The organism is Bradyrhizobium sp. USDA 3397 (genome assembly GCF_054060965.1).
Genome location: NZ_JBSSDS010000001.1, coordinates 2,692,693 through 2,718,934, shown reverse-complemented (window position 1 = coordinate 2,718,934; position 26,242 = coordinate 2,692,693). Strand labels below are relative to the sequence as shown.

Here is a 26,242-nt window from a genome sequence, read left to right as displayed (position 1 = left end):
TGAGGCGGTGATCTGCGACGTCTTCTCTCAAGCGCTGGAGTGGCCATAAATGTCGACAAACCCTCATGTCCTGGCGAACGGCGATTTCCTGCAGGATTGGTCCAATACCGGCCTTGTCACGACCAACGATGACTGGTCGGGGGTCGCATCGATCGTCGGCTATCTCGGCAACGAGGTCGTTTCGGCCACCGGGGTGGACGCGCGTACGGCTAGCGGACCGTCGTCAGGAGATGTCGACGTCGTCGCCAACCAAACCAACACCGCCATCACCAACGGCGGTGTGGCCGAGTTCCAGATCGCCAACCCGACAGTGGCGCTGAACGGTTCCAACAGTGCGGATGCCCCCGGCCTCGTGATCCATCTCGACGCCACCGACCGCAAGGATGTCCGGCTGAGCTTCAACGCACGCGACCTCGACGCCAGCACGGACGACTCTGCACAGCAGATCAACGTGCAGTACCGGCTCGGTTCGAGTGGGCCGTGGACCAATGTTCCCGGCGGTTACGCTGCTGACGTCACCACCGGCGGTGCCGCGACTCAGGTGACACCGTTCGATCTGCTGCTGCCTGACGCCGTCAACGGCCGCAGCGACCTCCAGGTTCGCATTCTCACCACCAACGCCGTCGGCAATGACGAGTGGGTCGGCATCGACGACATCCGCGTCACCAGTTCGTCCGAATCGGCGATCGAAATGCAGCACGTCGCATTCGCGCCGGATTCGCTTACGGTGTCGCATGACGAAGGTAGCAGCGGTCCGACCGTCTTTCAGTTCACCGTTGAGCGCAGCGGCGGCACCACGGGCAACGTCGCGTTCTCGGGAACGATCGCTTCGGCACAGACCGATGCGGCCGACTATGTCGGCGGCGAGCCGGTCAGCTTCAGCGGCAGCATCGCGGCGGGAGAGACCTCCGCGGTCGTGACCGTTACCGTCGCCGGCGACACCGACAATGAGGCGAACGAGAGCTTCACGCTGACGCTGCAGAACGTTTCCAATTCGGCGGCCGTGACCACCACGATCGGCAGCGCTGCGACGGCGACCGGCACCATCGTCAATGACGACATCGGCATCACCAAGATCAGCGCGATTCAGGGCAGCGGAGGCAGCAGCGCCATGGTCGGTCAGATTGTGACCGTCGAAGCCATCGTGGTTGGCGACTTCCAGAACGGCGATGCCGACGCCGGCCGCAATCTCAACGGCTTCTATCTCCAGGAGGAGACTACCGATTCCGACGGCAACTTGCTGACCTCCGAGGCGATCTTCGTGTACGGCGGCGCCACCGACGTCAAAATCGGCGACCGGGTCCGCGTCACCGGCTCGATCAGCGAATATTTCGGCCTGACCGAGCTCACCGCGAGCAGCATTTCGGTCGTTCAGGCCGGCGCGGTGGCCGACATTGACACGATGGCGACGCAGATCGACCTGCCGACGATGGGCACGACGCTGAGCCAGGACGGCGACTACCAGCCCGATCTTGAAGCCTATGAAGGCATGCTGGTCACGATTCCGGAGACCCTGACCGTCACCGAGCAGTTCAATCTCGACCGTTTCAACGAGATCAAGCTTGTGGCGGGCGAACGGCCCGAACAGTTCACGCAGGAGAACGCGCCCGACGCCGCCGCCTACCAGGCGTATCTGGCCGAGCTTGGTGCTCGCACCATCACCTATGACGATGGCCTCAACGTCCAGAATGCGGCGATCAACAACCTCGATGGCTTCGATCCGAACGACAACCCCTCCGCCGCGCCGAACTACGGCACCGCCGACGCGGTCCGGATGGGTGACACCATCGCCGGCCTGACCGGCGTGCTCGACTATCAATGGGCCGGCAACTCCGCCTCGGGGGCGACTTGGCGGATCCGTTCGGTCGAGGACGGCGCCAACACCTTCGGAGCCGGCGACAATCCGCGCACCGATGCGCCGGAAGACGTCGGCGGCCGTCTGAAGGTGGCGAGCTTCAACGTGCTGAACTACTTCACCACGCTGGACAATGGCGGCACCACCGCGATCGGCCAAGCGCCGCGCGGCGCCGACAACGCCGCGGAGTTCGCACGTCAGACCGAGAAGCTGGTCGCGACCATCCTCGACATGGGCGTCGACGTGCTGGCGCTGACCGAACTGGAGAACGACTTCTCCGCCGCATCGTCCGGCAACGCAATCAAGTATCTGGTCGAGCAGCTCAATGCCGTGGCTGGGGCCGGTACCTATGCCTGGGTCGATCCCGGCCAGCAGTTCGTCGGCGGCGACGCCATCGCGGTCGGCTTCATCTACGACACCACCGCGGTGAAGATCGCCGACGGCACGACTATCGAGATCCTTAACGACGCCGATCTGCCCGGCCTCGGCCTCGGCGGCCTGCTCGAGCAGAGCACGGTCGGCGCCGTGTTCGACGGCGAGAACACCAGCCGCAATGCGCTCGCGGTGACCTTCGAGGAGCTTGCGACCGGCGAAACCTTCACGGCGATCGCCAACCATCTCAAGTCCAAGAGCGGTACCGGCTCCGGCGCCGATTCCGATCAGGGCGATGGCCAGGGCAACTGGCAGAACCAGCGGGAATTGGCCGCCACCGCGCTGACCGCGTGGGCAGCCACCGATCCGACCGGCTCGGGCGATCCCGACGTCATGCTGCTCGGCGATTTCAACGGCTACGCCAAGGAGCAGTCGACCGCGATCATCGAGAGCGCGGGCTATGAGGATTTGCAGGCCTGTGAGGACGACGCATATTCCTATGTGTTCGACGGCCAGACCGGCACGCTCGACTACGCCTTCGCCAACGCCAGCCTCGGCGAGCAGGTGTCCGGTGTGACCACCTGGCACATCAACGCCGACGAGGCCGATGCGCTCGACTACAACACCGACTACGACCGCGACACATCGATCTTCGACGGCGACGCCCCGGTCCGGGTGTCCGACCACGATCCGGTGATCGTAGGCCTCAACCTCGGGGAGCAGGAGCCGACCCCGGCTTACACGCTGCAGATTCTGCATGCCTCGGACTTCGAGGCGGGCCTGAACGCGGTCGATCGCGCCGGCAACTTCGCGGCGATTGTCGACTATCTCGAGGATACCTACGAGAACTCGATCACGCTGTCGTCGGGCGACAATTTCATTCCCAGCCCGTTCTTCAGCGCCGGCAGCGACAGCTCGCTGAAGGAGGCATATGAAACGGCACTTGAGACCTATTACGGCCTCGCCGCCGGGACGCTGAATATCTCGCCCGGCTTCGGTACCGCCGACATGGCGATGCTGAACATCATCGGCGTGCAGGCCTCCGCGATCGGCAATCACGAATTCGACGCTGGCACCAGGGCATTCGCCGACATCATCAGGCAGACCGCCGGTTATCCCGGCGCGCAGTTCCCCTATCTCTCGGCCAATCTGGACTTCTCAGGCGATACCAATCTCGCGTCGCTCTACACCGGCACGATCCAGGATGCTGACGCTTACACTGGCTTCCCGCCGGCGGCGGGTATCGGCAAGAAGATCGCGCCGGCCACGGTCATCGAGGAGAACGGCGAAAAGATCGGCGTGATCGGCGCGACCACCCAGATCGTACAGAGCATCTCCTCGACCGGCGGCGTCGAAGTGATCGGCGACAATGTCGATGACATGGCGGCGCTGGCAGCAATCCTGCAGCCGACTATCGACGGCCTGCTGGCTCAGGGCATCAACAAGATCGTCCTGGTCAGCCATCTGCAGCAGCTCGCGCTCGAAAAGGCGCTTGCGCCCCTGCTGCACGGCGTCGACGTCATCGTCGCCGGCGGCTCGCACACGCTGCTGGCGGACGAGACCGACGTGCTCCATGCCGGCGACACCGCTGCCGACACCTATCCGATCGTCACCGCAAACGCCGACGGCAATACCACGCTGATCGTCAACACCTCCGGCGAGTACTCCTATGTCGGACGACTGGTGGTCGATTTCGATGCTGAAGGCAACGTGATCTACACCGCCAACACGGCGGTCAACGGTGCTTACGCCAGCACGGAAGAGGTGGTCGCCTCGCTGTACGACGGCAACACTACCGTCGACGTCGACGATGACGGCGACGTAGATGCCGACGATGCCGATGCGTTTGCCGACGGCGGCCGCGGCGATCTGGTCAACGACATCGCCCAGGCGGTGGGCGGCGTCATCGACGCGCAGGACGGCAACACTTTCGGCAAGACGGACGTCTATCTCGAGGGCCGTCGCAGCGAGGCGCGCACCGAGGAGACCAACCTCGGCGACCTCACCGCCGATGCGAACCTGTGGTACGCCCAGAAGGTCGACCCGACCGTGCTGGTTTCGATCAAGAACGGCGGCGGCATCCGCGACTCGATCGGCTACGTCTATGCGGTCGGCGGCGAAGCGGTGGAGAGCCCGCCGCTGGCGAACACCAGCGTCGGCAAGGAAGCGGGCGAGGTGTCGCAGCTCGATATCGCCAACTCGCTGCGCTTCAACAACGCGCTGTCGATGGTCACGGTGACCGCGGATCAGCTGCTCAAGGTGCTCGAGCATGCCGTGGCGGCGACCACCGCGACCGCGACGCCCGGCCAGTTCGCCCAGGTCGGCGGCATCGCGTTCTCGTTCGACAAGGACTTGCCGGCCGGCAACCGCGTGCAGTCGGCAGCGCTGCTCGATGACAACGGCAACGCGGTGCTGACGCTGGTCGCCAATGGAGAACTGGCAGTCGAACCGGAGATGGCGATCCGGGTCGTGACCTTGAGCTTCCTGCTCACCGGCGGCGACGGCTATCCGTTCGCGAGCTTCATCGCGGCCAATCCCACGTTTGCCAACGTCGTCAACCTCTCGCCAGACCTGGTCCCGGATGTCGGGCAAGTGGCGAACTTCGCCGCCGAAGGCACCGAGCAGGATGCTTTGGCCGAATACATGGCGGCGAACTACTCCGACACGCCCTACGACGTCGCCGACACCGACCGGGCGCACGACGAGCGCATTCAGAACCTCGACTATCGTCAAGACACGGTGCTCGAAACCGAACCGCTGGTGCTGGTCGGCGACGAGGGTGACAACGAACTCACCGGCGCGATCGGTGACGACGTTCTCACCGGCCTCGGTGGCGACGATGTCCTCGCCGGGCTCGCAGGCGACGACCAGCTCGACGGCGGCGAAGGCGATGATACCCTGTCCGGCGGCGAGGGCGACGACGCGCTGCTTGGCGGTGCAGGCGACGATACGCTCGACGGTGACGCTGGAGACGACCGGCTCGCGGGCGGCGAGGGTGACGACACCCTGACCGGTGGCGAGGGCGACGACGTCCTGGTCGGCGGCGAAGGCTATGACACCCTGCAAGGTGGCGCAGGCAACGACGAGCTGGCGGCCGGCGCCGGCGACACTGCTGAAGCCGGTGACGGCGACGATCTCATCATCGTCTCCACCGACGACGCCGCGCCGAGTTCGATCGACGGCGGCGACGGCAATGACACGGTCAAGCTGATCGGTGGCGGCACGGCGGAGCTGATCGCCACGCTCGATGTCGAAAACCTGCTGGTCGCAGCAGGCACTTGGTCGGCCGCCGGATCGGCGTCGTACGACAACGTGACGATCCAGGACGGCGCCAAGCTGGCTTCGAGCCTCATTGTCGACAACAACGACCACGTCGTCATCGAGGCCGGCGGTGCGCTCGCGGTGTCCGGCAACGCGATCGTCTGGCAGGGCGGTGGCGTCGCGGTCATCGACAATGCCGGCGAGATCGCAGGCTCGACCCGTGCGCTCACCACCACGGCGGGGGCGACGGGCTCGTTGACCCTCAACAACCAGGCGGGCGGAGTCGTCCGCGGCGCGCTGACCCCGGAACGGGCCGGTCATGCCGATGCGACTATCACCGTCAACAACGCCGGCGTGATCGAAGCGAACGGCCGCGTCCTCGATTTCCGTACCTTCGACAACAACGGCGCGTCGGCGGTGATCAACAACCTTGCCGGGGGCATCATCCGCCAGCACAACGCCGATACGGACGTGATCCGCCCCGGCACTGACGGCGTCGTCAACAACTGGGGGACGATCACGACGGATCCGACGTTCGTGGGCGGAGGCGATCTGATCGACTTCCAGAGCGACACCGGCGGCAAGGTCAACAACTATGCCGGCGGCTGGATGGAAGCTTCGCGGCATGCCGTCACCGGTGACAACGCTGTCACCGTCATGAATCGCGGCACGATGATCGGCCGCAACGGGTCCGCCGTGAACTTGGACACCGACGGGTCGCTCGCGCAGAAGGCGTTCATCACCAACCATGGAGTGATGGAAGGCCGCTCCGCCGAACTGGCCGACTCCGATGGCGACGCCATCGACGTCGACGGCTTGGTGCAGGTGCTGAACTATGGCCGAATTGCCGGCCTCGGTGCCGAAGGCTATCATGACGGCGAACCGAACGTGTCCGAAGCGATCGCGATCGGCGGCGGCGAGATCGTCAACAGCGCCACCGGCGAGATCTACGGTTATGGCCGGGCGATCCAGGTCGACAACTCCAGCAACAGCAACGCGCTGGGGGCGACCACCATCGTCAATGACGGTCTGATCCAGGGCGATGGCCGCGGACCGGAAGGGGTTTCGCCGGAGGACGCTGCCCGGTTCGACCTCCGCGGCAACGAGGCGATCAACCTCGTCGGCGACTACGAGGACTTCGTCGGCAACAACAGCACCGGGCGGATCGTCGGTGGCATCTCGATGGGCGGCAGCCGCGACACCCTGAACAACTCGGGGGCGATCGTTGCGACGGGCGGTTCGGCGATCGACATGGGCGCCGGCAACGACCAGGTCAACCTCTACGTCGGCGCCACGGTGACCGGCACGATCCTGCTCGGCGTCGGCGACGACGTCGCGCTCTCGACATCCGCGGGCGGCTTCGTCATCGATGGTGCCGATGGCAGCGACACCATCGCCATGGACTACACTTACGGCGGCAATGACGTGTTGTTCGGCGGCGCCGGCAACGACTACATCTACGCCGGCGCCGGCAATGACCAAGTCGATGGCGGTGCCGACAACGACACGTTGTACGGCAATGACGGCGGCGACGTGATCAAGGGCGGAGCGGGTGACGACATCGTCGATGGCGGCGCCGGGAACGACGTGCTGCTCGGCGGCCTCGGCGACGACGTACTCCGAGGCGGTGCCGGTGACGACACCATCGACGGCGGCAGCGGTCAGGATTTGCTGGATCTGTCCGACGCCACCGGTGCGGTCACGATCAACCTGGCGAGCGGCACCGCGACCGGCGCAGGCATTGGCACCGACCATTTCAGCAATATCGAGGGCTTCATGCTCGGCGCCGGTGCGGACCATCTCACAGGCGGCAACGGTGCCGATATGTTCGATGGCGGAGCTGGCAACGATGTCATCGCCGGTGGAGCCGGCAATGATACGCTGCGCGGCGGCGACGGCGACGACGGCGTCGACGGTGGCTCCGGCAACGACGTGGTCGAGGGTGGCCTCGGAAACGACGCGCTGAAGGGCGGCTCGGGTGCCGACGTCGTCTCCGGCGGCGACGGCGACGACAACATCGATGGCGGCTCCGAGAACGACACGTTGAATGGTGGTGCCGGCAACGACATCATCAAGGGTGGCTCGGGAGCCGACATTCTCGCGGGCGGTGCCGGCAACGACATTCTGTCGGGCGGCTCGGGTGCCGATGTGTTCATCTTCGCCGCCGGCTTGGGCAAGGACACCGTTACCGACTTCGCCACCACCGGTGCGTCGGCCGATGTGCTGCAATTCTCAAACAGCCTGTTCGCCGACTTTGCCGACGTGATGTCGCATACCACACAGGTCGGCAAGAACGTCGTCGTGACGCTCGATGACGATAATGCTGTGACGCTGACCAATGTGCAGATGGGCTCGCTCTCGGCAGACGACTTCCGCTTCGTCTGATCCATCGCGGACTGAACCGAACCACGGAGCGCAACAGCGTTCCGTGGTTCTCGTGCAAGAAGGCCTCGTCACCAAGGATGAGGCGCTGGGGCGGGTCGCCGTCGCTTGGGCAAGTAGTGACGCCGGAGCGGCGAGGAGAAAGACGCTGCGGGGACCTGAGCGCGGCGAAGATCGCGATACCGACCAGGACGAGTGACGGACCTTCGCTGATAGTGGGAAGCCTATCAGGCAATGCAAACACTAAGATCGTGCGACGAATGCCCACTTTCAGCCGGACAAGCCAGAGTGGCGCGACCAGTAAGTCATTGATTGTTCTCGACCCGGGGCTGACTCTTAATCAGCGGGTCCCAGGTTCGAGCCCTGGACACGGCCGGTTTGCTATTCGGTGTTTCCCTAGTTTCTATATCTTCACCCATTCGATACAGCGCGCAGATCCGATGAGACAAGTCGGTCACGTGCTTGTCGTAGAATAGGAAATCGGAGCGGGCAAAACGGACGGTGTGTTCTGTCCCTCGCAGCAAGATACCGCTTGCTGCAGAACCACAACCAGAAGCAGAATGTTCCGGATCTGGCCCGCGAAACGCAATGCGCAGTTCGATGCGGCGGCGCAGCGATCGCTGGCGGAGTCACGCGCAAAGATCCGTTATGCACGCACGAACTAGCCGGCTTAACCTCTTTCGCGTCAGCCGCGCTTTCGCTCAGAGGGTAACGTAAACTCCACGACCTCGTGCTTGTCGCACGGATCAGGTGGCTGATTTTTCTTCACGATCAGCTCGAGCTCGAGAGCCTCGAAGGCGAGCTCATCCGCCAAGCGCTTGAACAGCTCGCGCTTTTCTATGTCCGTCGCCCGCTGACTCATCAGCGTAAATTCTCTGGCGTCAGCGCGGACCTTTTCCAAACGTCGTCGGAGGTCCTTCATGTGTGTCGGCGTAGCTTTTAGTAATATCCTCGGCCCGAACAATCAGTTTGCTTGTTCGGATCCACCGGGAGACAACTGCCGAAGCTCGATACTGGTTCTATGTGCACCGCTAATTCGCCGCTCTTAGTGCTGCGATATTTAGCCATGCTCCATGACCCAGCCCCGGTTCAGGGATTGCAGGCTGAGGTCGGCCGTCCTGGCTGATGAGCCATCTCTGTCCGGCTCTCGCCCGATGATGCATAGACTAGCATACCTGAAGGGCCTGAATGTTCGAAAGCGCACAGACGCGAGTGTTGCGCCCGACTAGGCTGCGAGCGATCCTGGGCGTTCGCGAAGCGCACAGGCCCAACGGCATCGGCGGATGCCAAATGTGCCGGCTGCGGCGACGCGGTTCCGTCCGCGAACGCAGCGTTGCCGGCTGCGTGCCGGGTATGAGGCAGGAACAAGCTCGGCAGATTAGATCAACGATGGTCGTTCTCGTGCGTAGTTTCCTTCTCATAGTGGGAATATGGCTGCTGGTGAACGTTCTGTTCGTTGTAGCTGTCCTGCCCTCGCGCAGACCGGCACCTACTCGGCGCGCAGCAATTCCATCGCCCGTGACGATCAACGGGACGGCCGGTCGCTCGGATGGTCGCGAACCACCACTCCTGCAGCGCCGGATGGCTCCAGTTGCAATCAGAGTTCTTTTCGTCGTCCTCCTCCTTCCAGCCCTTCGAGCGTGGAATGCGGTTAGGCGGCACTTCAGAGAGCATCACGACTAGAGTCGGGCCATCGTGCGCTTGAGTTCTCGTCGATGTCTTCACTGCGCCGCGGGCCCCCCGAGCGATTCAGCGAGACCGTCAGCCCGATCGCAAGTGCGGTCGCTATGGCCATGGCTCCAACCATAGTCATGACCCGCGTTAAAACGATAATGTGAAAATCTCAGATCGGGAAACAGCCGGCGCCAGCATTCCCAACCCAAAATGCCGCAATCGGCGCTCAATTTGTCTGCCGCTTTTGAGCTGAAGCCTGATCGATCAGGAAATCGTCCAAGTCTCGGCCGCTTCGAAGCTGCGGCCGCAGCCATCGCGGCTGCCTGCCACGACCCGACCATGTCTCCGCTGGGTTCTTCGGATTGCGATATTTGGGACGGACGGGCGGATATGGACGGCGGCGCTTGTAATTGAGCCGTGTGACCTCGCTGGCCAGTCTAATGCTGCGCAGCCTTTCCTCCAAACGTGCTTTTTGCACCAACATTTTCTGAGTGAGTTTGGCGGCGACCTCTTGGTGAAGGGTCCAGAGCTCGTCAACGGAGAGCGAATTAAAATGCGCGGTGTTCATGGCTCCAATCCGAATCTTGGGCAGAAGGCCCGGGCACACAAGTCGGGAATCAGGGAGCAGGCAAGCCGTCAGTTAAATATTGATCGTACAATCCACATTTAAATCCGCTAGGTGGCAGGGAAAAAGGCGCGACGATGGTAATATCGTGATGGAGTATTTAATTCGTAGCGGGGGTGTCCACGTATCGCGACATCCACGAACTCATCCCTCGGCAAGTTTTGCTTTGGTGTTCGGGAACGGGCGCAACTATCGCGATCGACCGGGCGGCTAAGCCGCGGATCGAGGCCGGCGCAACTCAGATGACCCGATGAATCCATCGGCCTATCCCCTTGTTGCAGGCATCCCTGGAGTGCTGGACCGGCATATCAATTAGGTGGCCAAGAATACCATTAATTCATCGCGTTGCCCGATTTAAGCCGCATGGGGGCCGTTGTCGCCGCTAAGGCTCAAGCGGGGGCGCACCCGGGAGTTTCCGATGTCCGGACAGTTGCGATTGTACTTCGCCAGTTTGCTCCTTGTCGGAGGTTTTTCGGCGACGCCTGCGTCTTCCAATCCTCTAACCGATTTCTTCAATACTGCTACGTCCCAACCCACGGTAACCACCTCTCCGCCGCAAGCCGAATGCGCGCCGCGTCCCGGTACCTCGACCATTGGCGGACAGCATTGGGTCTACCGAACGGACGGTCGTCGCAGATGCTGGTTCCTGGCCGAGGGCATCGCGACGGTGAAGAAGCCCATTCGGGCTCCCGCGGCCAAAGACCGTAGCGCCAGTTTCGACGAGAACCGGACCACGCAGACCACGCGGAGCGTGATCGTTGATGCGCGCGCGGAGTTGCTGCGCTCTGCACCGCCCGAGCAATCTCAGACGCCTGTAACGGAAATGCAGGTAGCAGATGCCACTTCCGATCTCGGCACGGGTGCTGCCCTGATGTCGGAGGCTCCCGTCGGAGATATTCCCCGCAACCAGCTCAAGCACGAACACTCCGTGCCGGATCAAGTCAACGTTGGGCAGTTTCTCGCCGCCGCGCCTGCCGACCCACCTCAAGATATGCCGCTGGGCCCGCGCACTGCAGAGGGGCACGACGAAGCGCGCAGCTGGACGGGCTGGCTCGGTGGGCTGCTGATGACGCTTGGTGGCCTCTCGCTCTTAAGCTCGAGCCACACGCTTCGGCACGCAGTGAGACTACGCCACTGAGGTGGCGACATACGAGGTATTGCCGCCGCGCGAGGTATCGCCGAACTGCCACACGTACAATGGTTCCGTTGCATCGCACTTAGTTTGGCGCTGCCTTAGCTGGACATTCGGGTACGATGATCGTCACCTTTTTGGATCGGACGGCATCATGCGGTATAAGGTTTTCGTGGTGGACGGCAGCCGGCAAGTGATCTGCACTGCAAAGCTCGACTGTATTGACGAGCAGGCGGCGAGACGCCGAGCCGAGCAAATGCATGACGAGCACGACGTTGAGCTTTGGGAAGGCGATCGGCTCGTTGCGGTGTTCCGAAGTGCAACGTCGAATGAAAGTCGGAGCTAACGCCCGACCCTGAATGGGCGGCCGGTCTCGCCGCCGAGTTCGTTCAAGTGTTGTGAGGCATCCCGGCCTGGCTGGTTGGCGACGCGTCGTAGCGACGTCATCGCCGAGGCTCGCTAGGCGCAGATGAAGCCGCCCAGTCCTCTTTCAAGGTAGAGGTGGACGCGAGGAACGCGGGCAATCCGTGCATCGAATCGCGCGAGTGAGCCGGGTCATCCTTCGGATCCGGCGGGTCTCTAAACGGCTCTAGCTCTGCCGCTCGCTTTGGTACGCCGCCTTCTGCCGATTGGTTCTGTTTCTAGATGTCGGAGCTTACTTCGAAGCTTCTCCACCTCTCTGAGCTCCTCCAGAAGCGCCTGGTGCCGTTCGCTCAGAACAGCACTAGAAGAAATTTGACGCGTACTCGACATCACATGCCTCAGAAAAGGACTTAACTAGGAAGTCGACGAAAAACGGAAGACAAAGAACGCCCGACTGAAGCTCAATGAGCTATGGCCGCGGCCGCCAGATGCTCCCAGTACTCTGCCTCTGCAAGCAATTTCCAGCTTCGCGCAGGTTGGAGTACGGCAGTCTGACGGCAAAGCAAGGCCATTGCGCGAAAGCGGCGGGCAGCTTCCATTCCAACCTCCCATGTTTTCTTTTTCCCAACATATTTTTTAATTTTGTGATGGAGTCATCATGATTATATACGATAACAAAATAATCGTTTGTTTTGCTTTTCTCCGCACCCAGGGCAGATGCGCCGGCTACCGAGCCCGTAACAATGATGGCGGGTCCTGGCTGCGCGCTACGCTCTAGAGCGTACCACCATCCCGCGATGGTCCGCCTCGCAAGGTGGGGTCCAGGAGCCTCTATGATTGCGGCACACCGGTGCAACTGACGGGAATCATGCGGCTACAGGCAGCGATCAGTGCGATCGGAATTTTCGAAGGGATCACCTCACCCGTCGTGCACAGATGTGCTGTCCGCGCCGCCGCACGTCGGCGAAACTTGCTCCATGCGCCCCGGCCTGGGCGCAGCATCGATGAATCTTATTAAACGCTGCTCATCCGTAATAATCCGGTGATTCTTTACCGGCTCTCAGCCGGCGCTCTTGTCGGGATTCAATTGTTGGGTCGGCTATCGTATTTGTATTGCGACGGTTTTGTCGATTGTTGGGTCGTCGCGACGGGTTATTTCGCGGTAGCTTAATATGAAATATGTATTATATATTAAATGTTGACGATAATAGACATTTAATGAATAGTTTGTCGCTGGCGGGGCCGGAGATAAATCCGCAGCCGCTGAAGTTGCCAAGGTGTCTGAAAAATCCATCTTGAAAGAAGGGATTCCTCCTATGTTGCATCATTTCATCGAGACCAAGGAAGCGTTGAAGCGTCTGCGGACGGACCAGGACGGCGTGGTGTCATTCGAGTACATCATCGTCGCGGTTTGCATCATCGGCGCAGTGTCGGCTGTGTTCGGCGTTGGTGCCGGCGGTGCGATCGGAACCGCGCTGACAGGCGGGATCACCGCGATCACCACCGCTTTTACTGCGGCAGTCTGATACGGCCGTCCGGCCAGAGGGGGGCACCGGAATGTGTCCCCCTCCGAATGTTATTTCTCTCCATTCTTATTCTTGCTGTGCCTTCCACCACCCTGAGGCATGCATGAGCTGGGTTTGTTCCATCGTCTCGATACTGGAAATCTCGTTGTTGCTGTATGTCGCAACGCTCGACGTCGCGACCCGCACGATCCGAAATGACGTCTGTCTCTTGCTGGCGCTGCTCGGGATCGCCCGTCAGCTTGCCAGCCCAATGCAACTTGCCGAATCCCTCATCGCCGCGACGATCCTGTTCCTGCTGCTGCTCGCGCTCTACCAGCGTGGCGGGATTGGCGGGGGCGACGTCAAGTTACTGGTAGCTTTGGCCATTGGCCTGCCGCCGACGGGCTTGATTGAGTTGCTGACGGTAACCACGCTGGCCGGGGGCGTTCTTGCCCTGGTGCATCTGGTGATGCGCGTCCTGCCATATCCGAGGTTGGCGCCGGTCGGATCGTCGCTCGCACGCCGCGTCTACGCGATCGAGCGCTGGCGCCACGTGCGACACGCGCCCCTGCCTTACGGGGTGGCGATAGCGTGCGGTGGCATCTGGACCATCTCGAGCAGAGGATTTTGACATGTCATCCACGTTGCGCCTCTCGATCATCCTGGTGCTCTTGCTCGCAACCACCGCATTCGGGCTGATCGCCTACAACATGAACCTGCCGAAACAGGTTCCTGTAACCGTTACGGCGCAAGGGCCGGCGCCTGCTTCGACTGTCGGGTATTTTGTCGCGGCACGTCCCCTGTCGAAAGGTACATTGACCCGCGAAGACGATTTCGCCGTGCGCTCGGTGTCGCCTGAACGCCTCCCTGCAGGAGCGATCCTGGAAACACCGGACTCGAAGGCCGGACTTCCCGGCTCTCTGGTTCGCAAGTTCGTCGACGCTGGCAGTCCCATTACCTTGCAGGACGTATTGCGACCTCGGGATCGAGGCTTCCTGGCCAGCGTCCTGGCACCGGATAGCCGTGCAATCAGCATCAAGGTGGACGAGGAGTCTGGCGTGTCGGGGCTGATCAGGCCGGGTGATCATGTTGATGTCTTGTTGACCCAGGTGTTCGAGAAGGCAGATCCCGCGCGCCGGGCCCTGAGCGAGACCGTTCTAGGAAACGTTCGAGTCATCGCGATTGATCAGGAAATCATGCAGGGTGGCCGAACCGTAAGCTCGGTAGCCGGCTCGGTGGCCGGCAAGCAAGCGCAGACTGTGTCGTTGGAGCTTGCCCCGGACCAGGTCAAGAAGATCACGGTCGCAAGGCAGCTCGGAACGCTTTCCCTGGCGGTGCGGGCCGCAGTCGAACAGTGGGATACGGCGGACACTGGCGCGATGTCCAGCTGCGATGTGTCGCCGGAAATCGCCCGCCAAAATGCGATTGCCGGCCGGACTGCAGCGGTCGTTGTTCATTCCGGTGGTCAGATAAAGCAATACTCGGTCAGGAAACAGGAATCTGCCGACGGCGACGTTCCGATCAACTGCGACGGGTCCGAAGTGTCTCGCCGCGGAGCGACGATGGTGGTTCAGGCAGGCAAGTTGCTGGAGAAACGTTGATGAGCGTTAACATAGCGGCCATCAGTACACCTGAAGAACCAACGTCTGTCGTCGCGCGCAATCGAATCGTCTGCTTCGTCAATGACGAACTGAGTGCCGCGGCTCTGCGCAAGGGCCTTGAAGGCAGCAACATTTCGATCAAGCGGGGCACGATCCGCAATGCCATACGGATGCTCGAAACGGACACCGAACTATTCGCCCTGGTGACGGACATCAGTGGAATCGATGATCCATTTGCCGAACTGGAGCGGCTGGCCGGCGTCTGTCCGCCCGATGTCCGGGTGGCTCTGATCGGTGAAAGCAGGGAGATCACCTTCTATCGCGCGCTTATGGAGCTCGGCCTGACCGAGTACCTGCCGAGACCGATCACGCGGGACATGGTGCTGGACCAGCTGCGCCCAAAGCTGCTTGGCGATCGTGCGCCGGCGCCGACCGACCGAGGCGGGCATGTGATCTCGATCTGCGGCGCGCAGGGCGGTGCCGGCGCAACGAGCATCGCCATCAATCTCGCGCTGCAACTGGCCGAGACCACCAAGGCCAAGGTCGCGCTGCTCGATCTTCATCTTCAAGGCGGCGAAACAGCCGTGATGCTGGGTGTTCAGCCCGGACCAGGCCTGCGCATCGCCCTGGAGAACCCGATGCGGGCGGACACGTTGTTCCTCGAGCGCGCCGCAATTGCAGTCAACGAGCGGGTTAGCCTGATTTCCGCCGATGAGGAGCTGGATGCTCAGCTCGACATCACCGAAGCGGGCGTGAGGCACGTCCTTGGCCTGCTCCGCCAACGATTCAACTACATCGTTGTCGATGTCCCGGTCCCGTTTCCGTCATCCATCCATCCGGTGATCTCTCTTTCCCGGCACGTGCTGGTGCTGCTGGAGGCGGAGGTGACCGGACTTCGCAATGCCCACGCACTACGGACCGCCGTCACCAACATTGCCGGCAGGGATCGGGTCTTCACCTTGCTGAACCGTGCCAATCGCCCGGGCGGCCTTCCCAGGGCCGCAGTGGTCAAGGCGTTGGGGACAGAGCCTGACATGGTCGTACCCGATCTCGGGAAGGGCATGACCCAGGCGGTCAATCTCGGAATACCCGCGCTGAAGCACGTATCTGCACTGCGACGCCATCTCGCGCCGATCGTACGGGAGATCACGGGGCTCGGCGCCGAGCAGAAGGGACGGCTGAGGAGGCTGCTGGGGCTATGAGAAGGTTTGGTAGGCGCGACGAGGAAACGCCGGTTCGCTTGCCTGCATCGACGCCGAGCTTGGCTGCAACGACGCCAAGCGTGCCTGCATCAACCTCAAGGCGCGACGAGGCTTCGATTGACCGGCCGGTGATGCCAGCTTCACTGCGCGAACGCGTCATCGAGCAGATTGAGCCATCGGTGGCCGCAACTGTTTCGCGTGACGTCCTTCGGCGCCAGATCGAGGAAATCATCCATGGCATCGCCAATGAGGAACGGCTCGAACTGTCGGGTCGCGAGCAGCTTCAACTGGCGGACGAGATTGCCGACGACATGACCGGCTATGGGCCGCTGCGTCCGCTTCTGCTCGATCAATCGATCAACGACATCATGATCAACGGGCCTAGTAACGTTTATGTCGAACGAGCCGGCAAGCTGGAGCGGATCGCGGTGCGCTTCCGCGACAATGATCACATCGCATCGGTGGCCCAGAAAATTGCCGCGCAAGTTGGACGGCGCATCGACGAATCCAGTCCGATGGTGGATTGCCGCTTGTCCGACGGCAGCCGCGTCAACATCATCTTCCCGCCGCTGGCGATCCACAGCCCCTGCATCTCGATTCGAAAGTTTCCGAGCCGCCGTCTGGATATCGCCGCACTGATCGAAAACGGCTCGATGACGGCAGCCGTCGGACAATTGCTGGAGATTGCCGCCCGGTGTCGGCTCAATGTCCTGGTCTCCGGCGGCACCGGGTCCGGCAAGACGACGCTGCTCAACGCCATGAGCCAGTTCATCGATCACAGCGAACGCGTCGTCACCATCGAGGATGCGGCGGAGTTGCAGCTCCAGCAGCCGCACGTGATCAGCCTGGAGACCCGGCCTCCCAGCCTTGAAGGCACGGGGCAGGTGACACAGCGCGATCTGTTGTGGAATGCGCTGCGCATGCGTCCTGACCGGATCGTCGTGGGCGAGGTGCGCGGCGCCGAAGCGTTTGACATGCTGCAGGCGATGAACACCGGCCATGATGGTTCGATCTCCACGGTCCATGCCAATAGTGCTCGCGACGCCCTGACCCGCATCGAGAACATGGTGCAGATGGGGCAGGTGAATCTGCCGTCGCGAGCCATTCGAACTCAGATTGTCGCTGCACTGGATCTCATCGTGCAAGTCGAACGCATGCGCGATGGGCAACGTCGCATTATCCAGATCAGCGAGGTGATGGGGCTGGAATCGGATGTGATCACCACCAACGACATCGCAACTTTCGAATACCAGGAGGAGGACGACAATGGGCGGATCTCGGGCACTTACCGGGCCACCCTTGCAGTCCCGAAATTCAAGAGCCGTCTCGTCTATTTCGGGCTCGATCGCGCCTGGGCCGAGGCAGTGAGGCAGATATGATACCTGAGGCCGTGATCGTCGCTGTTCTGGTGCTCGCGATGTGCGCAGCCGTCGGCTCGTTATGGCTCGACGGCCGGGAGCGACGCATGGACCGCCGGCTGGCGGTCGCTCTACCGGCCTCCCATCCGGCCAGTCTGCCATCCATTCGCCGGGCGGAGACCGGCTCCCGGTATCTGCTTCTCCACCGTTTGGCCAATTACAGGCCCGAGATGGTTCACGCCTGGCATCCGGCGTATGTGCTGCTTGCTGCCGCTATCGCCGTAGCAGCGATCTTCTACGCTAATCGCCTGCTGGGATTTTCCGTTTTCTACGTGTGTGTCGCGGCTGCGATTGCCGCCGTGGTAGTCGTGCGAGGTCTGTTTGGCTGGCAGCAACGTCGGTTCGCCAGTCAACTTTTCCGGCAGCTGCCTGACGCCATTCAGCTGGTGACGAGTACGGTTCGATCGGGTCTGCCTGTGCACGAAGCATTTCGCACCATCGCGCGCGAAATGCCGCAACCGACGTCCGGACAATTTGCAATCGTGTGCAGCGAAATGAATCTGGGAAGACCTCCGGAGGAAGCCGTCGAAGGCGTCTATCGGCGAACGCAAGTGGCAGAGTATGCGATGTTTGCGGTGACACTTGCGGTTCAATTGAAGTCCGGCGGCAGCTTGGCCGAGACCTTGCAGACGCTGGGCGACACGGTGAGTCAGCGTGTTGCGCTCGCTGCTCGCGCCAAGGCGCTGGCGGGAGAAGTGATCTTTTCCTCGCGAGCACTCACGATCTCGCCCCTGATTGCCGGAGCATTGCTATACGCGGCCAATCCGCAGAACGTCGATCTGCTGTTCACTGACCCGACCGGAAACAAGCTTCTGGCTTACGCGGTAGTCTCGGTGCTCATCGGGCATCTGGTGATAAGTTGGATGGTCAGGCGGGAAACAGAACTATGACTTTCGGTCTCGGGCTGGCGGCCCTCGCAGTCGTAGCTGGAACGGCGGCCTTCATGTTGATCATCCGCGAACTACACGTCCGTGCATTGGACACGCGGGTCTCAAGCGCCGTGATGGGTATCCCTTACCGTTCAGCCCCCTTCAAAGACCTGACCGGTTGGTTCTCGTGGCTGGGCATGCGCTATCGGCGCTTCTACGCCGAGGAGAATCTGGAGGAGCTACGAACGGTCCTCCACTCATCTGGTTTCAATCATCATAGAACCTTGCCGATCTGGATCGGCATCAAGATCGTCAGCATGTTCGCGCTGCCGGTCATTGCGCTGCTTCTGGCGCAACTTTCGGGAAGGAGACCTGCCGACGTGCTGGTCTTCACGCTGATGGGTGTAGTGATCGGAATCTTGGGTCCGCGATTGGCTCTGTCGGTGATGAAGCGGCGCTTTGATGCTGCCATTCGGCTGGGTACGCCGGATATGATCGATTTGCTGATCGTGTGCAGCGAGGCGGGAATGGGCCTGGAAAGCGGGCTGGGGCGCGTCGCCGAAGAAATGAAGTCGACCAATCCTGCCATGGCCTGGGTGCTGCACCGACTCCTTGATGATCTCCGGATACTGCCAAGTCGCGTCGAAGCATTCGAGAACTTGGCGGTCACTTCGGATGGTCTTCGCCGGTTTGGCACGATGATCAGCCAGAGCTTGCAGTACGGAACGCCGTTGGGCCAGGCGCTGCGCAGTATCGCGCTCGACCTGCGGCGGGAACGCATCACCAAGCTGGAAGAAAGGGCGCACAAGTTGGGCGCCAAGCTGACCATTCCGATGGTGCTGTTCCTGCTCCCAGCCATGTTCGTCATCATGGGGGGAAGTCCCGTTCTTCACCTCGTGCGTTCGTTCGCCAGCTTCGGAAAGTAGCCATGACCACAATTGCCCTCTCCAAGAGCGGATCTTACGACCGGATCATGCGGCTGCTTGGCAGCTTGTGGTTCTTGTTGCTGGCTCTTTGCGTCGCCGTCAGGATTGGGGCGTCGCTGCACGATCCATGGCCCTCGCTCTTGTCGAGCTTTTGCCTCGGCATCTTCTACATGCTCCTGGCACTGTTGATCATGACGCGCTCACCGGCAAAGGCGCATGCCGATGGCCTGCTTCCAAGAATAGCTGCCTTCGTCGGCAGCTATCTGCCATGGACGATCAGCTTCCTCGGCAAAACCGACGACACGCTGCCCAACCTGGCATCGACCGCCTGCGTGCTGGTCGGCACGATCATGATGCTTGTCACCATCCGACATCTGGGTCGGTCGTTCAGCCTGGTGCCACAGGCGCGCTCGGTGGTCCAGACCGGTCCGTATCGATGGATCAAGCACCCGCTCTATGTCGCAGAAGAAATCGTGGTGCTGGGCGTCGTGCTGCAATACCTGACACCGGTCACGGTGATCGTCCTGGTCCTGCATATCGGCATTCAGGTCTGCCGAATCCTTTACGAGGAAGACCTGCTTCGGCGCAATTGCCCTGAATATTCGAGTTACGAAGCATCACGTTGGCGAGTGATTCCTTACGTTTGGTGAGCGGCTATGCGTGGCCGGATTGTGGTGGACATGGTTCAGATCGCTGCGGCTCGGGTGACGCGATCGCACGTGGCAAGTCCCCGTGGAGGCAGGCGCGCGTATCGTAGAGGGTCCTTCGTCGCCGATCAGCGCGGCGCCGTCGCGTTTGAGACAGTCATCGTTTACATTTTCATGGTGTCGTTCCTGCTGATGCCGCTCGCCGACGTCGCTGCCGCGGGCTTCCGGTTTATCTCTGCGTGGTCGGCCTTGCGCTCATTCGGACAATACATTCAATACAAGAGTCCGCCCGACCCGGCGAACCCGGGGACCTGGGTGTCGACGCTGCAGACAACGGTCGCCGGGCATACCATCGGCAACATCCAGGTCATGTGCGGAAGCACAGCTTGCAACTCCGGCAACCTTGGTTTGACTCCCAAGTACTTTACGTTTTCGACGACCGTCACTTTGGCCCCGATTGTGTTGACGTCGGTGCTGTGCCCCAGCAGTTGCACGTACACGCTGCCTTACTCCGAACGTTTCCAGTAGGTGTTCTCATGCGCAGTCTGCTCCGTTCCAGACGAGGCTCGGCCGCATTCGCGACAGTGATCGCGCTGATTCCGCTCATCGGCGTGGTCGCACTCGGGGCCGAGGCGGGATCGTGGTACGTCACCAGGCAGCACGCGCAGAATGCCGCCGATGCAGCGGCCTACTCGGGCGCCCTGCGACTTGCATGCGACAATGCTGGTGTGCTCTGCGATACATCAGTGGATTATCAAGCAAAGGAATTCGCGGCGCAGAACGGGTTCTGCAACTCCGGTGACACGGCCTATCCGGGCACCAACTGTGCGACAAGCCTTCCAGCAGGAATCTCGCGCGCCGTGCAGATCGATATCGGCAGCTACAGTGCGGGTGCGTTCACAACGCCGCCCGCAGGAGGCGGCGGTAACGCCGTTCGCGCCCTCGTCAGTCAGCAACAGCCGGCCTACTTATCGGCAGTGCTGGGTTTGACGACCGTCAACATCCCCGCCCAAGCCATCGCTCTGGTCGAACTGCCGAGCAAGGTGTGCGCCTTGGCGCTCGGACCTGATCCGAACGGCGGCGGAGGGGCGCTTAAAATTGCCGGTAACGTCAGCAACAACGGCACGGGCTGCCCGATAATGTCGGATGCCAGTGTACAGTTTGCCAGCACTGCCTCTTTCACCGGTTCGGGGTGGGCCGTCTTGGGCGTAACGGGCTGTAGTCCAGCCAGCACCTGCGCCGATCCCGGCGTCACGCACAACTATTTCATGCCGTACGCCAACAATCCGCTCAGCAAATTGGATAGCCAATCGTTCAATAGCTTGACATCGAGCGGAAGGCCAAACGATTTGGCATGCAGTGGTACGTTGACGCCCAACACTCCGCCGAGCAGCACTAACCTGTACCGCAACCTAACGTGCACGACCGGGGACACGGTGGATTTTAGTCCGGGCACGTACTTTTTCTACAATGGGACAATAAAGTTCAATGGCGGAACCATCACCTGCAATGCCTGTAGACCCTGGCCACCGGCAGGCACGGGCGAAGGCGTCACTCTGGTATTACTCGGGGATTCGAGCATTTCCATCTCTGGCGGCGCCAGCGTTGAGCTGTCCGCTCCCTACACCAACACCTTCTCTTCCGATCTGAACGGCGTTCTGATTGATGATCAGGCGCCGAGCAAGAGCAGTAATAAAGTCAACATCACCGGCGGTACGGTAAGGCTGGGTGGTGCGATGTATTTCCCGCATGTCGACGTGACCTGGAACGGAGCGACACAAAGTACCAATACGACCTGTTCACAAGTGATCGCCCAGACACTCACCATGGGCGGTGGCGGCTTCCTGAGCACGGATGGATGTAATCCGGTCACCGTCCCTTACACCCAAGTTGTCCGCTTGGTGCAGTGATGAGAAAGCTCGATCAGCGGGGCATCGCATCGTTCGAGTTCATCCTCGCCTTTGTGTCCCTTTTTATGTTGATCTTCGCCATCTTCGATCTCGGACGCTATGCGATCACGATGCAGTCCTTGCGGACGCTCGCGAGCGCCGGGGCCCGAGCGGTCATGATCAGCTGCTACACGCCCGCCTTGCTTCAAAGCCCGCCTCAGTCGCCGTCAATCTGCGGGGGCGATCCGATGTCCACGACCGCTAAACAGACTGCCGCGCCGTTCCTGTATCGCGGCGGTCTCACGCCGACGCTGAGCGTGGCATCCAGCGGCAGCAACTTGACCGTGACCGCTTCTCAAGCCGGCTTCACCATGCTGATGCCGATATGGGGCACAGCACTCAATGCGCCGAGCGCGTCAACGCAGATTCCCTTTTAGGCAAAATATGGCAACGTGCCTTACCCATCTTGGCCGACATCGCCTCGGGTCGGTGCTCGAGCTGGACAAACCCCTCGGAATCGAACTGCGCCAAAGCAATCTGAGCCTGGCCAAGTGCCGTTTGGAGACGACGAGCCGACGCCGTTCGATCGTGAGCCACGACGGAATCTCGCGCAAACGTGGTCGTGCTGCAGCAGTTCTGAACGGAGCTGCAGAGAGAAATGATGCGCGCCCGCAACATTGGAAAGTTTTCTTTGCCACTTGAGGCTGAGCGGTAAGCGTCTCTTCTTGCAAGCAGGCAGCATCAAGGACGATGATCTTGGAAACGCGAAGTAACGAATTGTAGTCGGACATCTTGTAAGCTCTGCGGCGTGGTGCGCAGAGGGGAACTATTGGGGATGTCGAGCACGTAGATTTGCGGGGGAGCCGCGGATCGCAGTTGGGGGACTCGAATGGGTGGCGATCGCATTTCAGGTAAGATAAGGGAGCTTCTCGCCTTCAGCGTGATGGGTCTTGGCGCGGCGCTCGCCTCCTTTGCGTCCGCTGACCGCGCGATGGCGGCAGACCGGCGGGGCTCCTCCGGCGGCGGCGTCTTCGTCAGCGAAATGAACGACGTCCAGCGGGTCAAGGTGGTGGTCAACAAGTCACGCACCTTCAAGGTCGATACGGCTTTCGCAACGATCGTGGCCGGCTCGCCCGACATTGTGGACGTGAAGTCGCTCAGCGATCACCTGATCTACGTCCAGGGCAAGCAGACCGGCACCACCAACGTCATCCTGCTCGACTCCTCGATGAAGCAGATCGGCATCCTCGACGTCGAGGTCGTGATCGATACCGGCAATCTCCAGCAGAACATCCGCAGCAGCACTGGCGGGCATGGGATCCGCGTCTCGGCTTCCGAGGGCCAGGTGGTGCTCAGCGGAACGGCCGCCGATGCGGTTACGGCCGAGCGGGCCATGGCGATCGCCACCAGCACAGTCGCGAAGGGGGGCACTGTCGTCAACGCGATGAGTGTCGCGGCGCCGCAGCAGGTGATGCTGGAGGTGCGTTTTCTCGAGGTCACCCGGGATGCCGGCCGCGACCTCGGTGTGAACCTGTACGCAGCGAATGCCAACGGGACCAACGTCGCGAATACGGGACGTGGCAATTTGAGCACTACGGCGGGCCGGCGACCGATTGGTGGTATCAACACCGCCAATAGTCCCCTAGGTATTGGCGGCGGCCCTGTCGGTGCTCCCCCAACCGGTAGCCTGCCGTTACTCGGAACAGCTGGTACGCTTCTTGGCACAGCGGGCGGCATAGCTCCGATCCCGTTCGGAAGCTTGTTGACCAGCATCGTCCGAACCAGCAATGGCGGTTCGGTGGACTTGTTGATCTCTGCGCTGGAAACCAAAGGATTGGCTCGCAGGTTGGCCGAGCCGAACTTGACCACGCTTTCCGGAGATGCAGCGCGCTTCCTGGCCGGTGGTGAGTTTCCAGTGCCGATTCCGAACACGACCGCAGCCGGCTTTCCGACCATCACCATCGACTACAAGAAGTTCGGTGTCGAGCTGGCCTTTGTCCCCACCGTGCTCTCGCGGGGGGTCATCAACCTTCGGGTGGAGCCGTCGGTCAGCGAGCTTGATTTCGCCAATGCAGTGACGATTCAGGGGACGACAGTTCCGGCGTTGACCCGCCGCGATGCACGGACCACGGTGGAGCTGCGGGACGGCCAGAGCTTTGCGATCGCCGGCTTGCTGCAAACCCGCAACCGTCAGGACGTTTCGCAATTGCCCTGGATCGGCTCCGTGCCTGTGCTCGGAGCCTTGTTCAGCAGCAAGTCGTACCAGCAGGAGGAAACCGATCTCGTCATCATCGTGACGCCGCGCCTGGTCGCACCGGCCGCACCGGGTCAGCAACTGGCGTCGCCGCTCGACTCTCGCCTTCCGGCCAACGACGTCGATTTCTTCCTCAATGGCCAGATGGAAGTCCGCAAGCGTTACAATGACTACGTTAACTCCGGCGGCGACGTTAAAGGACCTTATGGTCACATCATCGCTCCCGAGATCACTGCGACCATTCCGGCACCGGCTGTTGCGAACCAGCCCGTCGTAAAAACGCTCAACTGAGAAGGAAGCGGGAGATGACCATCAGGTATCTGGCTCTGTTCGCACCGCTGCTGCTCGGGGGATGTTACGGGGTGGCCGGTCATGACGAGGTGGACCGCTATTTCCAGCGTTCAGACACCATCACGATGAGTGCCGGCAATGCCAAGGAGGTCAACGCGGTCACCCACACAATCCATCCATGGCCGCGAAACGTCGGTGATCGCAGGATCGTGCACGACGCCCGGCGCGTGGGCGCCGCCGTGACTCGCTATGGCAACACGAAACAGCCAGTGGATCAGCTTCCCGACATTGGCGATGCGACGAAACAAATGGGCGTGCGGACTGCCCCAACCCAGAACGTCAACATAGAAGGATTGGGGGCTGGATCGACTGCAGGAGTATCAGTGCCGGTCGGCGGAGTAGGCGTAGGCGGCAGGTAACGATTTTTAGTGCGTGGTTTTGGCGATGTTGTTTGCGAACGGCGCAGTGAAGTTGCTGCGACGTGCGGGGGGCCAAGGGGTTATGCGACGTATCATCTTCATGCTGACCTGTTGCTGGTTGGGGATCGGCCTTGCGGGGTGTGATCATACGCTGAGGCAGGCTGCCGTCGTCGCTCCCGTCGAGCCGCCTGGCGGGGACCCGGTGCAGGAGCCGACCGACGTCAAATATTATCCCTCGGACGAGCCGGTACGGCTGGGCTTGGAGCATTTCAACCGCGGCAGCTACGGGTTAGCTAATCGCTATTTCAGGGATGCGGTCGAGAAATCGCCGAAGGACGTGACGGCCTGGGTTGGACTCGCGGCGAGCTATGATCGGATACGTCGGTTTGATCTGGCTGACCAGGCCTATGCCCAAGCGATCCGGCTGGGCGGCGAAACCGTGCAGGTCCTGAATGACCAGGGATATTCGTACATGCTGCGCGGCAATCTGAGTGCGGCGCGCCGAAAGTTTGAGAAGGCCTATTCGCTCGACCCAGGCAACCCGGTTATCGCCAATAACCTCGAGCTTCTCAATGGCAGCCGGCGGTTCATTGAAAGACCACCAAACAACCAGCCTTAAGAGGGCGATCGACTACTGCAATCGCGGCCAGTTCCCGTCAATTGGGCCCAATCACAGCATCAGCGTGACGGCTGCCGCTGCGGACGATGACAACAACGCCATTGCGAACGGTAAATCTCGCGCCGAGCAGCTTCCGCACCTTGTCCGTGATCGGAGAGGAAAAGGGAACGGTTTCTCCCACGACGGGATCGCCGACCTTTGTCGTCTCAGTCGCGGGGCCAGCAACTGGTGCAGGCTTGATATAGTCTCGGACAAGCTGAATCTCTTCACGTGACAGGATGAGCGGAGCCTGGTCGGCTTGGATCTCCGACGGCGGTTTGGGTATTCCACTGCTTGCCTTTTCGCGCATCTCATTCGTGCTTGCGATCTGATCGAGCCTGGCTACGCGCAGCTTGAGTGCGATGATATCACGTTGCAGTGTCGCGATCTCCAATTTGCGCGCGTTGACCTGCATGAAGACAATGATGGCGCAAACGCAACTCACGACGAAGCCGACGCTCAGCAGTGCGATCAACCAGCGCTCGAAGTTTCCCGTCGATCCCCCGGTCGTTCGGGGGAGTTGATCGCGCTGGAGATGGCGTCGCCAGATGCGACGTGCTCGGTCGATCCAATTGGTAGAGCCCGTTACGCCGGTCCCCGCCCGGCCCGACCCAAAATGCGCGGGCGACGAGGCGGCCTTCTCTCGGGCCGGTTCAACGGACGACGACGTGTCGACTTGCTCAAGCCCAGGATTGTCGGGGACGCGATCCGCCGTCGTCAGATGCGCGGCAGGGTGGAACGGATCCATCTGCTTATCGAGCCGGCCCACCTCCGCTCTCCATGCAGCCATCTATCAACTCCGCCAGTTCCGCCGACGCGGCGGAATGAGGGTACCCGAGGATCCGATCAATCGGAACGGAAAAGGGTCCAATCCGTCGCGTGAGCCGCTCTAACGGTAG

19 protein-coding genes and 1 tRNA gene are annotated in these 26,242 nt (G+C 61.5%); 17 read left to right on the top strand and 3 right to left on the bottom strand.

Annotated features, from left to right (window positions below; all coding sequences use genetic code 11):
• Positions 1 to 49 precede the first annotated feature (49 nt).
• Both ACVWYQ_RS12910 and ACVWYQ_RS12905 read left to right on the top strand, forming a co-directional pair.
• Positions 50 to 7,873, top strand: a complete 7,824-nt coding sequence (locus ACVWYQ_RS12910) for an ExeM/NucH family extracellular endonuclease (RefSeq protein WP_456725679.1) — start codon at positions 50 to 52, stop codon at positions 7,871 to 7,873.
• A 279-nt stretch (positions 7,874 to 8,152) separates the two neighbouring features.
• Positions 8,153 to 8,245, top strand: a tRNA-Ser gene (locus ACVWYQ_RS12905).
• Between the two features lie 310 nt (positions 8,246 to 8,555).
• Here ACVWYQ_RS12905 and ACVWYQ_RS12900 read toward each other — a convergent pair.
• Together ACVWYQ_RS12900 and ACVWYQ_RS12895 are read right to left on the bottom strand one after the other, a co-directional pair.
• Positions 8,556 to 8,792, bottom strand: coding sequence for a hypothetical protein (locus tag ACVWYQ_RS12900; protein WP_157284130.1), 237 nt, complete (start codon positions 8,790 to 8,792; stop codon positions 8,556 to 8,558).
• Positions 8,793 to 9,770: 978 nt separating this feature from the next.
• Entirely contained in the window at positions 9,771 to 10,112 is a 342-nt protein-coding gene (locus ACVWYQ_RS12895) for an H-NS histone family protein (RefSeq protein ID WP_074448231.1), read from the bottom strand.
• Positions 10,113 to 10,587: 475 nt separating this feature from the next.
• Here ACVWYQ_RS12895 and ACVWYQ_RS12890 point away from each other — a divergent pair, with 475 nt between their 5' ends.
• From ACVWYQ_RS12890 to ACVWYQ_RS12820, 15 genes are all read left to right on the top strand, one after another.
• A complete protein-coding gene (locus ACVWYQ_RS12890) occupies positions 10,588 to 11,307 on the top strand; it encodes a hypothetical protein (RefSeq protein WP_404539071.1) in 720 nt (239 codons plus the stop codon).
• Between the two features lie 1,634 nt (positions 11,308 to 12,941).
• Entirely contained in the window at positions 12,942 to 13,190 is a 249-nt protein-coding gene (locus ACVWYQ_RS12885) for a Flp family type IVb pilin (protein ID WP_404539074.1), read from the top strand.
• 103 nt (positions 13,191 to 13,293) lie between these two features.
• Positions 13,294 to 13,800: an A24 family peptidase gene (locus ACVWYQ_RS12880; protein ID WP_275511574.1), complete on the top strand. Its 507-nt coding sequence runs from the start codon at positions 13,294 to 13,296 to the stop codon at positions 13,798 to 13,800.
• A gap of 1 nt (position 13,801) precedes the next feature.
• Entirely contained in the window at positions 13,802 to 14,770 is a 969-nt protein-coding gene (gene cpaB, locus ACVWYQ_RS12875; RefSeq protein WP_271543913.1) for a Flp pilus assembly protein CpaB, read from the top strand.
• Positions 14,770 to 15,972, top strand: a complete 1,203-nt coding sequence (locus ACVWYQ_RS12870; protein WP_271543915.1) for an AAA family ATPase — start codon at positions 14,770 to 14,772, stop codon at positions 15,970 to 15,972. The genes cpaB and ACVWYQ_RS12870 overlap by 1 nt, the downstream gene beginning before the upstream one ends.
• A complete protein-coding gene (locus ACVWYQ_RS12865) occupies positions 15,969 to 17,351 on the top strand; it encodes a CpaF family protein (RefSeq protein WP_271543917.1) in 1,383 nt (460 codons plus the stop codon). The genes ACVWYQ_RS12870 and ACVWYQ_RS12865 overlap by 4 nt, the downstream gene beginning before the upstream one ends.
• Positions 17,348 to 18,280: a type II secretion system F family protein gene (locus tag ACVWYQ_RS12860; protein WP_271543919.1), complete on the top strand. Its 933-nt coding sequence runs from the start codon at positions 17,348 to 17,350 to the stop codon at positions 18,278 to 18,280. The genes ACVWYQ_RS12865 and ACVWYQ_RS12860 overlap by 4 nt, the downstream gene beginning before the upstream one ends.
• A complete protein-coding gene (locus ACVWYQ_RS12855) occupies positions 18,277 to 19,185 on the top strand; it encodes a type II secretion system F family protein (RefSeq protein WP_271543921.1) in 909 nt (302 codons plus the stop codon). Before ACVWYQ_RS12860 ends, ACVWYQ_RS12855 begins: the two co-directional genes overlap by 4 nt.
• 47 nt (positions 19,186 to 19,232) lie before the next feature.
• Entirely contained in the window at positions 19,233 to 19,835 is a 603-nt protein-coding gene (locus tag ACVWYQ_RS12850) for a methyltransferase family protein (RefSeq protein WP_225125395.1), read from the top strand.
• A gap of 30 nt (positions 19,836 to 19,865) precedes the next feature.
• Positions 19,866 to 20,360, top strand: coding sequence for a hypothetical protein (locus ACVWYQ_RS12845; RefSeq protein WP_271543925.1), 495 nt, complete (start codon positions 19,866 to 19,868; stop codon positions 20,358 to 20,360).
• An 8-nt stretch (positions 20,361 to 20,368) separates the two neighbouring features.
• Positions 20,369 to 21,742: a pilus assembly protein TadG-related protein gene (locus ACVWYQ_RS12840; RefSeq protein ID WP_271543927.1), complete on the top strand. Its 1,374-nt coding sequence runs from the start codon at positions 20,369 to 20,371 to the stop codon at positions 21,740 to 21,742.
• A complete protein-coding gene (locus ACVWYQ_RS12835; protein WP_225143018.1) occupies positions 21,742 to 22,158 on the top strand; it encodes a TadE family protein in 417 nt (138 codons plus the stop codon). Before ACVWYQ_RS12840 ends, ACVWYQ_RS12835 begins: the two co-directional genes overlap by 1 nt.
• 452 nt (positions 22,159 to 22,610) lie before the next feature.
• Positions 22,611 to 24,266 carry a type II and III secretion system protein family protein gene (locus tag ACVWYQ_RS12830; protein ID WP_456725678.1) on the top strand — a complete coding sequence of 552 codons (1,656 nt, stop codon included), beginning with the start codon at positions 22,611 to 22,613 and terminating at the stop codon, positions 24,264 to 24,266.
• A gap of 14 nt (positions 24,267 to 24,280) precedes the next feature.
• Positions 24,281 to 24,685 carry a hypothetical protein gene (locus ACVWYQ_RS12825; RefSeq protein WP_157284106.1) on the top strand — a complete coding sequence of 135 codons (405 nt, stop codon included), beginning with the start codon at positions 24,281 to 24,283 and terminating at the stop codon, positions 24,683 to 24,685.
• Positions 24,686 to 24,767: 82 nt separating this feature from the next.
• Positions 24,768 to 25,304: a tetratricopeptide repeat protein gene (locus ACVWYQ_RS12820; protein WP_085969012.1), complete on the top strand. Its 537-nt coding sequence runs from the start codon at positions 24,768 to 24,770 to the stop codon at positions 25,302 to 25,304.
• A gap of 37 nt (positions 25,305 to 25,341) precedes the next feature.
• Here the strand turns inward: ACVWYQ_RS12820 and ACVWYQ_RS12815 are convergent, their stop codons facing one another.
• Positions 25,342 to 26,112, bottom strand: coding sequence for a hypothetical protein (locus ACVWYQ_RS12815; protein ID WP_271543937.1), 771 nt, complete (start codon positions 26,110 to 26,112; stop codon positions 25,342 to 25,344).
• Between the last annotated feature and the right edge of the window lie 130 nt (positions 26,113 to 26,242).